General features: G+C 75.0%; 15 protein-coding genes. 7 read left to right on the forward strand and 8 right to left on the reverse strand.

Annotated elements, in window-relative coordinates; genetic code table 11:
* Positions 1–89: 89 nt before the first annotated feature.
* Genes HDG68_RS00130 through HDG68_RS00140 form a run of 3 tightly spaced genes read right to left on the reverse strand, consistent with a single transcriptional unit; the run spans position 90 to position 2,925 of the window.
* Entirely contained in the window at positions 90–1,142 is a 1,053-nt protein-coding gene (locus HDG68_RS00130) for a molybdenum cofactor biosynthesis protein MoaE (protein WP_172148162.1), read from the reverse strand.
* On the reverse strand, positions 1,139–1,627 hold the full coding sequence (gene moaC / locus HDG68_RS00135; protein WP_172148164.1) for a cyclic pyranopterin monophosphate synthase MoaC: 489 nt from the start codon (positions 1,625–1,627) through the stop codon (positions 1,139–1,141). The genes HDG68_RS00130 and moaC overlap by 4 nt, the downstream gene beginning before the upstream one ends.
* On the reverse strand, positions 1,627–2,925 hold the full coding sequence (locus HDG68_RS00140) for a molybdopterin-binding protein (protein ID WP_172148166.1): 1,299 nt from the start codon (positions 2,923–2,925) through the stop codon (positions 1,627–1,629). The genes moaC and HDG68_RS00140 overlap by 1 nt, the downstream gene beginning before the upstream one ends.
* A 97-nt stretch (positions 2,926–3,022) precedes the next feature.
* Between HDG68_RS00140 and HDG68_RS00145 the strand changes: the two genes are divergently transcribed.
* From HDG68_RS00145 to HDG68_RS00165, 5 genes are all read left to right on the forward strand, one after another.
* Positions 3,023–3,889, forward strand: a complete 867-nt coding sequence (locus HDG68_RS00145) for a GyrI-like domain-containing protein (protein ID WP_172148168.1) — start codon at positions 3,023–3,025, stop codon at positions 3,887–3,889.
* A 76-nt stretch (positions 3,890–3,965) separates the two neighbouring features.
* A complete protein-coding gene (locus HDG68_RS00150; RefSeq protein WP_172148170.1) occupies positions 3,966–4,373 on the forward strand; it encodes a TOBE domain-containing protein in 408 nt (135 codons plus the stop codon).
* Entirely contained in the window at positions 4,370–5,176 is an 807-nt protein-coding gene (gene modA / locus HDG68_RS00155) for a molybdate ABC transporter substrate-binding protein (protein WP_172148172.1), read from the forward strand. The genes HDG68_RS00150 and modA overlap by 4 nt, the downstream gene beginning before the upstream one ends.
* Positions 5,173–6,021 carry an ABC transporter permease gene (locus tag HDG68_RS00160; RefSeq protein WP_172148175.1) on the forward strand — a complete coding sequence of 283 codons (849 nt, stop codon included), beginning with the start codon at positions 5,173–5,175 and terminating at the stop codon, positions 6,019–6,021. Before modA ends, HDG68_RS00160 begins: the two co-directional genes overlap by 4 nt.
* Positions 6,018–7,070 (forward strand): sulfate/molybdate ABC transporter ATP-binding protein, encoded by a 1,053-nt coding sequence (locus HDG68_RS00165; RefSeq protein ID WP_172148176.1) that lies wholly within the window; start codon positions 6,018–6,020, stop codon positions 7,068–7,070. The genes HDG68_RS00160 and HDG68_RS00165 overlap by 4 nt, the downstream gene beginning before the upstream one ends.
* 31 nt (positions 7,071–7,101) lie before the next feature.
* Here the strand turns inward: HDG68_RS00165 and HDG68_RS00170 are convergent, their stop codons facing one another.
* Genes HDG68_RS00170 through HDG68_RS00180 form a run of 3 tightly spaced genes read right to left on the reverse strand, consistent with a single transcriptional unit; the run spans position 7,102 to position 10,137 of the window.
* On the reverse strand, positions 7,102–7,968 hold the full coding sequence (locus tag HDG68_RS00170) for an ABC transporter permease (protein WP_172148177.1): 867 nt from the start codon (positions 7,966–7,968) through the stop codon (positions 7,102–7,104).
* A complete protein-coding gene (locus HDG68_RS00175; protein ID WP_172148179.1) occupies positions 7,955–8,914 on the reverse strand; it encodes an ABC transporter ATP-binding protein in 960 nt (319 codons plus the stop codon). The genes HDG68_RS00170 and HDG68_RS00175 overlap by 14 nt, the downstream gene beginning before the upstream one ends.
* A complete protein-coding gene (locus HDG68_RS00180) occupies positions 8,911–10,137 on the reverse strand; it encodes a LolA family protein (RefSeq protein WP_172148115.1) in 1,227 nt (408 codons plus the stop codon). The genes HDG68_RS00175 and HDG68_RS00180 overlap by 4 nt, the downstream gene beginning before the upstream one ends.
* Before the next feature lie 90 nt (positions 10,138–10,227).
* On the opposite strand from HDG68_RS00180, the gene HDG68_RS00185 reads away from it, so the two are divergent.
* Both HDG68_RS00185 and HDG68_RS00190 read left to right on the forward strand, forming a co-directional pair.
* Positions 10,228–10,884: a response regulator gene (locus HDG68_RS00185; RefSeq protein WP_172148180.1), complete on the forward strand. Its 657-nt coding sequence runs from the start codon at positions 10,228–10,230 to the stop codon at positions 10,882–10,884.
* Complete coding sequence (locus HDG68_RS00190) at positions 10,881–12,209, forward strand: ATP-binding protein (RefSeq protein ID WP_172148181.1); 1,329 nt, start codon at positions 10,881–10,883, stop codon at positions 12,207–12,209. Before HDG68_RS00185 ends, HDG68_RS00190 begins: the two co-directional genes overlap by 4 nt.
* A gap of 7 nt (positions 12,210–12,216) precedes the next feature.
* Here HDG68_RS00190 and HDG68_RS00195 read toward each other — a convergent pair whose 3' ends face one another.
* Together HDG68_RS00195 and cobA are read right to left on the reverse strand one after the other, a co-directional pair.
* Positions 12,217–13,314: a uroporphyrinogen-III synthase gene (locus HDG68_RS00195; RefSeq protein ID WP_172149030.1), complete on the reverse strand. Its 1,098-nt coding sequence runs from the start codon at positions 13,312–13,314 to the stop codon at positions 12,217–12,219.
* A gap of 31 nt (positions 13,315–13,345) precedes the next feature.
* On the reverse strand, positions 13,346–14,140 hold the full coding sequence (gene cobA, locus HDG68_RS00200) for a uroporphyrinogen-III C-methyltransferase (RefSeq protein ID WP_172148182.1): 795 nt from the start codon (positions 14,138–14,140) through the stop codon (positions 13,346–13,348).

Raw genomic sequence — 14,140 nt, forward strand, 5'->3', positions numbered from 1 at the left:
ATGCTCCGTGGCGTCAGGGCGACCCGCGCCTGACACGCGGGTGAACAGCAGATGATTGCCCGGGGTGAGTTGCCCGGCGTCGTCCGAGGTCAGCCCAGCGAGTCCACCCATTCGCTGGAGCCGTCCGTGAACCCCTGCTGCTTCCAGATGGGGACCTCGGCCTTGAGCTCCTCGACGAGGTCGCTCGCGCACGTGAACGCGGCCTGGCGGTGGCCGGAGGCGACGGCGGCCACGACGGCGACGTCACCGACCCGCAGGTCGCCGGTGCGGTGCACGACGGCGGTGCGCACGGTGTCGCCGGTGGCCGCGGCCGTGCGGGTGGTCACCTGGTGGGCGACGTCGTGCAGGATCTCGGCAGCCTGCGGGTGGGCCTCGTAGTGCAGCGCGGTGACACCGCGGCCGTCGTCGTGGTCGCGAACATGACCGACGAACGTGGCGACGGCCCCGCAGGTGTCGTCACGGACCAGGTCGCTCAGCTCGACCAGGAGGCCCTCGAGCGAGGTGTCGAGGACGTCGGCACGCAGGACGACGGCGTCCTCGGTCCGCGAGGTCGTACCTTCCGTCGCGGGGTCGTACCCCTCGGGTACGACCGGGGAGCGGGAGGTACGACCTCGCGCGTCGGCGGGGTCGGCCGGCGGACGGTGCGTGTGGTCGTGGCCGGCGAGCTGCTCGACGGCGTGCGGCAGCACCTCGGCCAGGGCGTCGAGGCCGTCGAGCACTCCCCCGACCGACCCCGGCAGGTTGACGATCAGGGTGCGGTCGGCGACCCCGGCGATCCCCCGCGAGAGCGCGGCACCGGGGACGACCTTCTTGGCCGGGTCCGTGGGCGCCAGCGACCGTGCGCGCACGAGCTCGGCGATGCCGGGCACCTCCCGGTCCAGCACGGCCAGGGTGGCCTCGGGGGTGGCGTCCGTCGGCGAGATCCCGGTGCCGCCGGAGGTGACGACGACGTCGGGTGCGACGTCGTCCCCCTCGACCAGCTCGAGCAGCGCGTCCCGCACGGGTTCGCCGTCGGGCACGACGACGACGGGCAGCACCTCCCAGCCCCGGGCGATGAACCACTCCGTGGCGGCCGGTCCGGAGCGGTCCTCGTAGACGCCGGCGGCGGCGCGTTCGGAGGCGACGACGATCGCGGCCCTCATGCCTGCCCCTCCCGCGTCCAGTCTCCGGACTTTCCGCCGGACTTGGCGACGACCTCGATGTCCGTGAGGACCGCGGCCTTGTCGACGGCCTTGATCATGTCGTAGAGCGTGAGCCCGGCGACGGTGACGGCGGTGAGGGCCTCCATCTCGACGCCGGTACGGCCGGTGGTCCTCACGGTCGCGGTGATCTCGACCGTCCCGGAGCCGTCGTCGGCCGGGGTGACGTCGATCTCGACGCCGGAGATCGGCAGCGGGTGGCACAACGGCACCAGGTCCGGGGTGCGCTTGGCGCCCATGATCCCCGCGATGCGAGCGGTCGCGATCGCCTCACCCTTGGGGAGGTCGCCGGAGGCGATCCGGTCGACGACGTCGGCCCGCGTGCGCAGCACGCCGCGGGCGGTGGCGCGGCGTTTCGTGACGTCCTTGGCGCTGACGTCGACCATGTGGGCGGCGCCGTCGTCGCGGTAGTGGGACAGGTCGCTCATCAGATCTCCCAGTAGTCGACGTCGTCCCCCGTGTCGAGGTGCCCGACGCCGGGTGGCACGTGAACCAGCAGCGTAGCCATCGCGAGGTGGGCCAGGAGGTGGGATCCCGGCCCGCCGACCATCTCGACACGGCCGTCGGCGCCGAGGCGGCCCCGACGGACCTGGTGCAGGTGCTCGGGTGAGTCGATCGCGTCGGCGAGCGGCGCGCGGCCGCGGGCTCGGTGCGCGGGCACCGCGCCGGTGGCCTCGGCGAGCACGGGGCGCAGGAACAGCTCGAAGGAGATCAGGGCGCTGACCGGGTTGCCGGGGAACGCGACGAGCGGAAACGCGCGCGGCGCCGACCTCGATGCCGAGGCTTCGCCGAGCGTGATCGTGCCGAGTCCCTGCGGCCCGCCGGGCTGGACGGCGACGTGCCCGAACCAGGCGTCCGTGAGGGTCTGGCGCACCACCTCGTAGGCACCGGCAGACACGCCGCCGCTCGTGACCACCAGCGCGACGTCGTCCGGCGCCTCGGCCAGAACACCGCGCAGGGCGGCCGGGTCGTCCGGCACCACGCGATGGGTGACACGGCACCCCACCTCGGCCAGGGCGGCGGTCAGCGCGGCACCGTTGGCGTCGTACAGCTGTCCCGGGCCGAGCGGCTCGCCGGCCTCGACGAGCTCGGAGCCGGTGGAGATCAGCAGCACGTGGGGCGGCTCGGCGACCTCGACCTCGGAGACGCCGGACGCCACGAGGACGCCGACCTGCGCCGGACCGAGCCAGGTGCCCGCGGGGACGACGACGTCACCGGCGGCGACGTCGGAACCCGCGCGGCGGACGAAGGTGCCCGGCGCCACCGGTGCGCTGAACCGGACCGTCGCGGTGGCGCCCGGCTCGGGGAACGCCGGCGGGTCGGCCTCCTCGATCCTGATGACGGCGTCGGCGCCGTGCGGGATCGGGGCGCCGGTCATCACCGGGGCCGCGGTGCCGGGCGCGAGAGGTGGCGGCTGGGTGCCCGCCGGAACCGGCGCCGCGACGGGCAGCTCGACCGGGTCCGACGGCGTCGCTCCGGCCAGTTCGACGGCGCGGACGGCGTAACCGTCCATCTGCGAGTTGTCGAAGCCCGGCAGGTCGATGGCAGCGAGGACGCCGGACGCCACGACGCGAGAGCCGACGGTGGCGCCGGCACCGGCTGTGGCGAGGTCCTCGGCCACGAGGCGTGTCTCGACGCCGCGCGCACCGGCGAGAGCCGGTCCGATCAGCGTCCGGACCGCTTCACGATGGACGTCGACGGGCCGACGTCTCGACTGAGCGTGCACACCAGGCAGCCTACGTCGCGCCCCGATCGGATCGGTCCACGATGATCGGGCGCAGCAGCACACCGCCGCCGCAGGCTGGGTCACGAAGGGAGTCGCCGTGATCACCGAGCTCAACCGCCTGATCGACCTCGTCGAGAGCCATCTCTCCGACGAGATCGACCTCGCTCGGCTGTCGGCCGACCTCGGCACGACCGAGTACCACCTGCGGCGCATGTTCTCGTCGCTGGCCGGCATGCCGCTGTCCGACTACGTGCGGCGCCGGCGCATGACCGTCGCCGCGACCGACATCGTCGCCGGGGACCCGGCTCTCGACGTCGCGGTCCGCTACGGGTACGGCTCCGCCGAGGCGTTCGGCCGGGCGTTCCGTGCCGTGCACGGTTCCCGGCCCGCCGACGTCAGGACCCACGGCGGCCCCCTTCGGTCACAACCACGCCTCAGGTTCCGCCTGACCGTCGAAGGGAGCTCCCCCATGGACACCCGCATCACCGACCGCCCCGCTGTCCGCCTCGTCGGCCACGCCGCCCGCGTGCCGCTGATCCACGAGGGCGTGAACCCGCACATCCAGGCGCACGTCGCCTCGCTGCCCGCAGACGAGCATGCGCGCCTCAAGGCTCTCGGGAACACCGAACCCGCCGGCCTGCTCCAGGTGAGCACCGACGTCGACCCGGACTACACGGAGGGCAGCGAGCTCACGTACCTGCACGGGGTCGCCGTCGACGCCGGCACGCACGCCCCGGAGGACCTCGACGTGATCGAGGTACCCGCCGGGGCGTGGGTCGTGTTCCGCAGCTCGGGCGCCTACCCGGCCGTGCTGCAGGAGACGTACGCGGCCTCGGCGACGGAGTGGTTCCCGTCGAACCCGTGGCGACTGCGTCCCGGACCGTCGATCGTGGCGGTCCTGGAGCGGGCCGACGACTTCAGCACCGCCACCACCGAGCTCTGGCTGCCCGTCGAGCGAGCCTGAGCCCGCACGAGCCGGTGGTGGGCCGCGAGCGCCCATCACCGGCCCGTCACGCATCCACGGGTCTAGAGTGGATCTCATGCCGCAGATGAGGATCAGTGAGGCTGCCGTCTACCTGGGCGTCAGCGACGACACCGTCCGCCGCTGGGTCGACCGCGGGCTGCTCACCGCCGACCGCGACGACTCGGGCCGCAAGGTGGTCGACGGCTACGAGGTCGCGATGGTCGCCCGCGAGCACGCCACGCCGCCCGGGCTGCCCCACGGCATGAAGAGCTCGGCCCGCAACCGGTTCGTCGGGCTGGTCACCGACCTGCAGGTCGACACCGTGATGGCGCAGGTCGAGCTGCAGTGCGGGCCGTTCCGCGTGGTGTCGCTGATGAGCAGCGAGGCCGTCCGCGACCTCGGGCTGGACCGAGGCTCCGTCGCGGTGGCCACGATCAAGTCGACGAACGTCGTCGTCGAGACCACCGACCGGGGCCACGCATGACGACGGCACTCCCCCGCCGCACGACGCGCGCCACCGCAGCGCTGGCCGTCGCCGCGAGCGCCGCCGTCGTCCTCACGGCCTGCAGCACCGGCACGTCCGCCACCCCGGACGATGAGCCCGACACGACGCTGACCGTCTTCGCCGCCGCGTCCCTGACCGAGGCGTTCGACGAGATCGCCGCGGACTTCGAGGCTGACCACCCCGACGTCGACGTCGCGCTTAGCCTCGCCGGGTCGTCCAGCCTGGTCGCACAGATCCAGCAGGGCGCCCCGGCCGACGTCGTCGCCACCGCCGACACGGCGACGATGGACACGCTCGTCGCGGACGACCTGGTCGGCACCCCGCAGACCTTCGCCACCAACACCCTGGAGATCGCCGTCCCGCCGGACAACCCGGCCGATGTCACCACGCTGCAGGACCTGACCGACCCGGACGTGAACGTCGTGGTCTGCGCTCCGGAGGTGCCGTGCGGGGCCGCCACGACCGCCGTCGTCGATCACGCCGGCCTCACGCTGCAGCCGGTCAGCGAGGAGCAGAGCGTCACCGACGTCCTGGGGAAGGTGACCGCTGGCGAGGCCGACGCCGGGCTCGTCTACGTCACCGACGTCGCCCGCGCCGGCGACCGGGTCGAGGGCATCGCCTTCGACGAGTCCGACGCCGCCGTGAACACGTATCCGATCGCCACGGTCGACCGGACCGGACAGAACACCGACCAGGCCGACCTCGCCCAGCAGTTCGTCGACGCCGTCCTCTCCCCCGGCGGCCAGGCCGTGCTCGCCGACCTCGGGTTCGCCGCACCATGAGCGCCCCGGCCACCCGCGAGCGCGCCGCGACCACCCGCACGCGACGCGACCCGGCCGAGGTCCCCGCCGGCCTCCCCCGCTGGGCCTACCTGCCCGCCGTCGTCGGCGGCCTGTTCGTCGTCCTGCCCCTGATCGCGATGGGCACCCGCGTCGACTGGTCAAACTACGGGGCCCTGGTCACTAGCGAGTCGGCCCGTGCCGCCCTGGTGCTCAGCCTGCAGACGGCGGTGGCGAGCACCCTGCTGTGCCTGGTCCTCGGCATCCCGATGGCGCTCGTGCTGGCCCGCGGCCGGTTCCCCGGCCAGGGTCTGCTGCGCTCCCTGGTGCTGGTCCCCCTGGTGCTGCCGCCCGTCGTCGGCGGTGTTGCCCTGCTGTCCACGTTCGGCCGCCGCGGTCTGCTCGGGGAGTCGATGGAGGTGCTCGGCCTGCAGATCGCCTTCTCGACGACGGCGGTAGTCCTGGCGCAGAGCTTCGTCGCCCTGCCGTTCCTCGTCGTCAGCCTGGAAGGGGCGCTGCGCACGGCCGGTGAGCGGTACGACGTCGTGGCCGCGTCGCTCGGCGCAAGCCCGACGACCGTGCTGCGGCGCGTGACCCTGCCGCTGGTGTGGCCGGGGCTGCTGTCCGGGACGGTGCTGGCGTTCGCGCGGGCCCTCGGCGAGTTCGGCGCCACCATCACCTTCGCGGGCAGCCTGCAGGGCGTCACCCGCACGCTCCCGCTGGAGGTCTACCTGCAGCGCGAGACCGACCCGGACGCCGCCGTCGCGCTGTCGCTGCTGCTGGTGGCCGTCGCCGTCGTCGTCATCGCCGCCACCCACCGCCGAGGCGCCGGAGGTGCGGTGCGATGACGTTCGAGCTCGCCGCCACCGTGCCGTCGCGCGGCCTGGACGTCCGCCTCGACGTCGCCGAGGGCCGCACGCTCGCGCTGCTCGGGCCCAACGGGGCCGGCAAGTCCACCGCCCTCGGCCTCGCCGCCGGGACGCTGCGCCCGCACGACGGCGAGATCACCCTGGACGGCCGCACGCTCGCCGCCGCGCAGGACGGCCGCCGCACCGCCTGGGTGGCCCCGCACCGCCGTCGGGTCGCGCTGCTCGCCCAGGACCCGATGCTGTTCGGCCACCTGACCGTGCGCGAGAACATCGCGTTCGGTCCCCGCGCCCAGGGAGCGACCCGCCGCGAGGCCGCCGCACGGGCCCACCGGTGGCTGGCGGCGATCGACCTCACGGATCTCGCCGACCGCCGTCCGGCCACGCTGTCCGGCGGGCAGGCGCAGCGCGTCGCGATCGCCCGCGCGCTGGCCGCCGCACCCCGGCTGCTGCTCCTCGACGAGCCGATGGCGGCCCTCGACGTCGACACCACCCCCGCGCTGCGCCAGAGACTGCAGCACCTGCTCGCCGAGCAGACCACGATCCTGGCGACCCACGACGTCCTGGACGCGCTGGTGCTCGCGGACGAGGTCGCCGTCGTCGACGGTGGGCGCGTCGTCGAGCGCGGCCCGACGGCGGAGGTGCTGTCCCGCCCGCGCAGCGCCTTCGCCGCGTCGATCGCCGGCCTCAACCTGCTGTCCGGGACCTGGACGTCCGACGGCGTCGCCACCGCGGGCGGGGAGGTGGTGCACGGGCACGGCGCCCCCGACGTCGTCCTCGGCACCGCGATGACGGCGGTGTGCCGACCCGCCGCCGTCGCCGTCCACCTCACCGCGCCGCACGGCTCGCCGCGCAACACCTTCCGGGCCACGGTGCGGTCGCTGACACCCCACGGCGACCTCGTCCGGGTGCGCACCGACCGGCTCGCCGCCGACGTCACGCCCGGATCCGTGGCCGAGCTCGGCCTGGCTCCCGGCCGGGAGGTCTGGCTGGCGGTCAAGGCCGCCGAGGTCGACGTCTACCCGGTGTGAGCGACGACGGACCAGGCGTGACCGCGACCGGTCAGGACGACACGTCCGCCGTCGTGAAGCGGCTCCAGGCCAGCGCCCCGAAGACCGCGACCCACGCCGCCTGCACGGCCAGCCCCGCCAGCAGCGTCGAGCCGTCCACCTCGAGGCGCAGGAACTCCCCGAAGTCCAGCCAGTGGTGCGTCAGCAGCCCCGGGTGGATCGCGGAGAGCTGCGGCAGCGCGTCGAGCACGCCGCTGACGATGGCCACGACCACGGTCGAGGCCATCGCGGCCACCGGCACCTCGGTGAGCGTCGACAGGAACAGACCGACCGCGACCAGCCCCGTCAGCGAGGCGATGACGTAGGCGACCACACCGAGCGTGCGCAGCATGCCCTCGGCCAGCGGGATCGTGTCCCCCGAGAGCAGCACCACGTCGCCCACCCCGAAGAAGGCGGCGCCGGCGACCAGCCCGACGACGGCGATCGCGGCGACGGCGACCCCCGCGTACGCCAGGGCGGCGACCGCCTTGACCAGCAGCAGCCGGGTGCGCGGCACGGGCACCACCAGCAGGTACCGCAGGGTGCCGGCACCCGCCTCCCCCGCGACCGCGTCACCGGACACGATCGACACGCACAGCGGCAGCAGGAACGGCAGACAGCTCACCAGCGCGGCGAAGACGAGGAACACCCCGTTGCCGGTCACGCGGTCGAGGAACGGCGGCCCCTGCCCGGCCACGGGCGTGTCCTGGGTGATGAACAGGACCGTGCCGATGAGCAGCGGGACGGCCGCCAGGCCCGCCAGCAGCACGATGTTGCGCACCCGGCCGAACACCAGGCGCAGCTCGCTGCGCAGCAGGCGGGCCGTCGCGCGGGCAGGTGCCGCCCACACCTCCGCCGCGGGAGCCTCAGCGAGCGACATCGAAGCCCTCCCCCGTCAGCCGCACGAACACGTCCTCCAGCGTCGGCCGCCGGACCTCGAGTCCGAGCAGGTCGACGCCGTCGCCGACCACCGCCTGGGCGACCTTCTCGACCGCCACGCTCCCCAGCGGCGCGGCGACGACCTCGCCGTCGACGCGCACGTCCGCCAGCCCGAGCCCCGCGAGCACCCGCACCACGTGGTCGCGCTGGTCGGGACGGGTCGCCACCCGCACCTCGGTGGTCCCCGAGCCGGCGATCTCCGCGCGCGGCCCCTGGGCGAGCAGCTTGCCCCGGCTCATGATCCCGACGTGGGAGCACACCTGCTCGATCTCGCTGAGCAGGTGCGACGAGACGAGCACGGTGGCACCGCCGTCGGCCAGCTCGCGCACCAGCGCCCGCACCTCCCGCGTGCCCTGCGGGTCGAGCCCGTTGGTGGGCTCGTCGAGCAGCAGCAGGTCCCGCGGACGCAGCAGCGCCGCCGCGAGCCCGAGGCGCTGCTTCATGCCGAGCGAGTACTGCCGGTACTTCTTGCCGGCGGCCGCCGTCAGCCCGACGCGTTCCAGCGCCGCACCGACCCGGCCCGCGCGGCTCGCCGGCGACGCCGTCGCGTCCGCGGCGTCCAGGCGGCGCAGGTTCGCCTCCCCGGACAGGTACGGGTGGAACGCCGGACCTTCCACGAGCGCCCCGACCCGCGGCAGCACCGCCGGGCCCGCCTGCGGCATCGGCGCACCCAGCAGCTCCACCGACCCGGCGGTGGGCGACACCAGCCCGAGGAGCATGCGGATCGTCGTCGTCTTGCCCGACCCGTTCGGCCCGAGGAACCCGTACACGGCGCCGCGCGGCACGTGCAGGTCGATCGCGTCGACGCCGACCTGCCCCGACCGGAACCGTTTCGTCAGCCCACCGGTGCGCACCGCCGGCGGCGCGGCGGGCACGCCTGCGGTCATCCGGCGAGCTCCTCGAGCACCGCCGGCGGCACCGATCCGGCCAGGACCCGGCCGTCGTCGGTCACCAGCACGGACAGCAGCGCCGAGCTGAGCAGCCGCCCGCCGTCGACCGGTGTGGTGAGCTGCTCGTACAGCGCGCGGGTGTCGAGCTCGGGGATGCCCGGCAGCTCGCCCTCCTCGGCCTCGGTGAGCTCCTCGAACAGGTCGTCCGCGCCGCTGGACCCGGTGCTGCCCTCCGGCAGCCGGCCTTCCGCCGTCGCGCCGAGGATCGCCTCGACGTCCACCTCGGAGACCTCCACGACGGTCTCCCAGCCGGTGCCGGAGACCGCGACGTCCCCGTCCCCGTCCCCGCCCAGCGCGGAGCTGCTCGGCCTCCCCGTCGTGCCCGGCTCGGGCAGCGGCACCACGACCTCGCGCACCTCGGCGCCCGCCGGGGCGGAGAACTCGAACACGCCGGCGTCGGGCGCGTCGAAGGAGACGTCGGTGAAGCCCACCTCGAGCGCCGGCGCCTCGGCGTCCTGGACGCTCCACACCTGGGTCCGCAGCGGCACCCAGGTCTCGGCGTCGACGGCGACGCGGATCCGGTCGACCAAGGTGGCGTCGGTCTGCGGCGTCAGCTCCACCTGGTAGGCGGCGCGCCCGGCGACCTCCACGGGGTCCGTGGCCTCCACGTCGGTGGAGATCCGTGCCTGCGCCAGCGCCAGGTCCGCCAGCTCCGACGGCGCCGGCACGTCGCCCTCGACCTCCGGCTCGAGGGCCCGCTGCGCGAGCTCGTCGTACCGCTCCTGGTCCGCCGGCTCGAGGACGTAGTGCACGGCCTCGTCGTCGGCGCTGGAGTAGGTCCACGCCTCCGCGCCGGAACGCACCACCGAGTACTCCGAGACGTCGCCGAGCAGCGCGGCGCGCGAGGAGTCCTCGCCGTCGGACCACACGCGCATCGTGCTGCTGCCACCGAGCAGGTCCAGCGGGCCGGCGCCCTGCAGCTCGGAGACGGTCACGTCCGGCAGGCCCAGGCGCGCCGTGTAGACCACGGTCCCGGAGACGGGGACCGGCTCGGCGTTCGCGACGCGGTCGACCAGCTCGTCGGCGGTGACGGCCGGCAGGTCGTCGCTCGCGACGGCGCCGACGGCGGCGGGGATGGCGAACGCGGCGGCGACGGCGCCGGCCACGACGGCCGGGACCGCCCACCGCGCCCGGGGCGAGAGGGTGCGCGTGGTGTTCATGGCACCACTGTGGCCGAGGCCTCCTGAGACGAGGCTGAGAACGACGGGACTGAGCACGCGGACCGTGCCCGACGGTGCCATGCTGCGGTGGTGCGCATCCTGGTGGTCGAGGACGAGGCGGTGCTCGCGCGGGCCCTGCGCCGTGGCCTGCAGGCGGAGGGATTCGCGGTCGACCTGGCGGCCGACGGCGAGACCGGCCTGGAGGCCGCGCTCGAGGGCGACCACGACATCGTCGTCCTGGACCTCATGCTCCCGCAACGCTCCGGCCTCGAGATCCTGCGCGAGATGCGGCGCGCGGAGATCTGGACCCCGGTGCTCGTCCTGAGCGCCAAGGACTCCGACGACGACGTCACCCGCGGCCTGGACGTCGGTGCCGACGACTACCTGGCCAAACCGTTCGCCTTCACCGTCCTCGTCGCCCGGCTGCGGGCGCTCCTGCGCCGCGGCGCCCCGCCCCGACCCGCCGTCCTGGAGGCCGGGCGCCTGACCCTCGACCCGGCCACCCGGGAGGTGCGCCTGGACGGCCGGGCCGTCGAGCTCACCACCCGCGAGACGGCCCTGCTCGAACACCTCATGCGCCGCCCCGGCGAGGTGCTGACCAAGGTCGAGCTGCGCGACCACGTGTGGGACGCCGCCGGTGACGACCTCAACGTCGTCGAGGTCTACGTCGGGTACCTGCGCCGCAAGCTCGGCAAGGACGCGATCGACACGGTCCGCGGCTCCGGCTACCGGGTCGTGGGGCAGTGACCGCGCCGCCCGCAGCACGGCCGGGCTGGTCGCTGCGCCTCCGACTCACGCTCGTCGCCGCCGGACTCACCGCCGTCGCCCTGGTGCTCGGCGCGTTCGCGCTCACCTCGGTCGTCTCCCAGAGCCGGATCGCCGCGACGGACGCCGTCCTGCGCGGCACGGCGGACCAGGTGGCGGCCCTCGTCGCCGAGGACCGGCTGCCCGACGTGCTCGCCGCCGACGAGCCGGGAGAGATCGTCCAGCTCGTCGACCCCTCCGGGCGGGTGGTCGCCTCGTCGCCCAACGCCTCCCGCACCCTGCCGGTACTCGCTCCCGCCCTGCTCGGCACCACGCCCGACGGCGCGACCACCCGCGAGGACTCCGCCTACGGTTCCGGTCCGGTCCGCGCCTACGTGGCCACCCTGCCCACGGACCAGCGGGTCGTCGCCACCCTGCCCCTGGCCACCATCGAGGGCGCCCTCGCCGCGCTACGCCTCTCCCTGGGCGTCGTCGTCCCCCTCCTGACCCTCGCGCTGGGTCTGGTCACCTGGACGCTGCTCGGGCGGGCGCTGCGGCCCGTGGAGGAGCTGCGGGCCGGCGCCGACCGGGTCAGCGGCGTCGGCGGGCCCGGCACGCTGCCCGTGCCCCGGCCCCGGGAGCTCGCCGCGCTGGCGCACACCCTCAACGCCATGCTCGACCGCCTCGACACCGCCGCACGCCGGCAGACCGACTTCGTGGCCGACGCCGCCCACGAGCTGCGCTCCCCGATCGCCGCGCTGCGCACCAGCGTCGAGGTGGCGCGCGAGCACCCCGAGACCTACCCGCCCGCCGAGCTCACGGCCGACCTCGCGCAGGAGGTCGCGCGCCTGCAGGCGCTCGCGGACGACCTGCTCGTCCTGGCGCGGGTCGGCGCCTCGCGACCCGAGGTCCGCGACGTCGACCTGCGGGACGTCGTCCGCGAGGCCGCCGCTGACGTCGACGTCCGCGGCGACGGACGCGCCGTCGTCGACCCGGACGCCGTCGCGCGGGTGGTGCGCAACCTCGTCGACAACGCCCGCCGGCACGCCCACCGCGTCCGGGTCACGGTGGCCGACGGCGTCGTCACGGTCGACGACGACGGCCCCGGCATCGCCCCGGAGGACCGCGAGCGCGTGTTCGAGCGGTTCACCCGGCTCTCCCCGGCACGCGGTCGCGACGCCGGCGGGGCCGGGCTCGGTCTCGCCATCGCCCGGGAGGTCGCCCGGGACCAGGGCGGCGACGTCGCGCTGTCCGACAGCCCGCTCGGCGGCCTGCGGGCCACGGTCACGCTGCCGACCGGACCGGCAGCGCAGGCACCGCACCGCTGAGCGGTGCTCAGGGGTGCGCCAGCTCCAGGCGGTAGCCGCGCTTGACGACCGTCTTGACCAGGTCCCGCCGACCGGTCGCCTCGCGCAGCCGGGCGATCGCCACCTCCACGGCGTGCCCGTCCCGGGACACGCCCGGCAGCACGTCGAGCACCTGGTCCCGCGTGACGACGTCGCCTCCGGCCGCGGCGAGCAGCCGCAGCACCTGGACCCCCGTCGGAGACAGCGGCAGCACCTCACCGTCGAGCACCGCGACCCGCGCCCGGATCACCAGGGGGCCGGCGACCGTGCTCAGCGCGACGGATTCGATGTGCTCGTAATGGCCGACCAGGGTGCGCACCAGCGCCCCGAGCCGGCCGCGCTCCGGTTCCACGGTCGGCACCGCGCGGGACGCGAGGGGCCGGGAGGTCACCGGGCCGACCGAAGCGGCGACCATCTCGCCGCACGAGAACCGCGACACCACCTCGTCCAGCAGGCCCGCGTCCTCCACGGCCTCCATCCAGGCCTCGGCACCCGGCGCGGAGGTGAACACGACCGCGTCGATCTCGCCGTCGGCCGCGGCCCGCACCGACGTGGCCACGGCCTCCGGGTCCGGCGCCGGACCCCACCGGTAGACCACCAGCGGGGACACCGTCGCACCGGCCTTGGCGAAGACCTCGTCCAGCCCGTCCGCGCCGGCACCGTGGTGCTGGATGGCGATGTGCTGGCCGCTGACGCCCTCGCTCAGCAGCACCTCCGCCACCTCCGCGGAGGTCTCGGACTCGGCGACCCAGTCGGCGCCCAGGCCGGCGGCCTGCACGGCGCCGCGCGCCTTCGGACCGCGGGCCACGATGCGTGCCGCGCCGAGCACCCGGAGCAGGTCGTCGGCCAGCCCGTGGGCGTCCGCCGCCTCGATCCAGGCCCGGAACCCGACTCCCGTCGTGGCGACGACGACGTCGGGCGGGTCGTCGACGAGGGCCGCGGTCGCGGTGATGAGCGCGTCGTCGTCCACGTGCGGGACCATGCTCAGCGCGGGAGCGTGCCGGATCGAGGCGCCGCGGCGCTCCAGCGCGGCGGCGAGCTCACCGGAGCGTCGGTCCGCGGTGACCAGCACGGTGCATCCCGCCATGACCTGGCCGAGGGCCGGTCGTGTCGAGGTCTCAGCCACGCGCGTCCCCCACGTGTGCTCCGTGTCCGTCACCCGCACCCTCCAGCAGTCCTTGCGCCGCCACGTCTCCGACCACGATCACCGCCGGGGCCCGGACCCCGAGCTCGTCGGCGCGCTTGGCCGCCAGGTCCAGCCCGGTCCGGGTGACCCGCTGGTCGGGGGTCGAGCCTCGTTCCACGATCGCCACGGGGGTGGCCGGGTCCGCTCCGGCGTCGAGCAGCCTGGTCACGATCGCCGGCAGGGAAGACACCCCCATGAGGATCACCAGCGTAGCGCTCCGCCGCGTGACGCAGGACACGGCGGTGTCGTCCAGCTCCTGCTCACCCGTGCGGGTGTGGGCGGTCACGACGTGGAAGGCGGTCGTCGTGCCCCGGTGGGTGAGCGGCACGCCGGCGAGCGCCGGCACCGCCAGCGCCGAGGACACCCCGGGCACCACGTCGACGTCGATCCCCGCCTCGCGGCAGGCCGCGTACTCCTCGCCGCCGCGTCCGAACACGAACGGGTCCCCGCCCTTGAGGCGCACGACGCACCGGCCGGCGCGGGCCCGGTCGACGAGCAGGGCGTTGATCTCGGGCTGGGGCACCTTGTGCCGTCCGGGAGCCTTGCCGACGTCGATCACCTCGACCTCGGGGGCCAGGTCGTCGAGGACCTCCGACGGGACCAGCCGGTCGTGGACGACGACGTCGGCCCGGGCGACCGCACGCCAGGCCCGGTAGGTCAGCAGGTCGGCCGCGCCGGGACCCGCCCCGACGAGCGTGACCCGCCCCGGCGTCGGCTGCGCCGTCAC

The organism is Isoptericola chiayiensis, assembly GCF_013149805.1.
GTDB lineage: Bacteria > Actinomycetota > Actinomycetes > Actinomycetales > Cellulomonadaceae > Isoptericola > Isoptericola chiayiensis.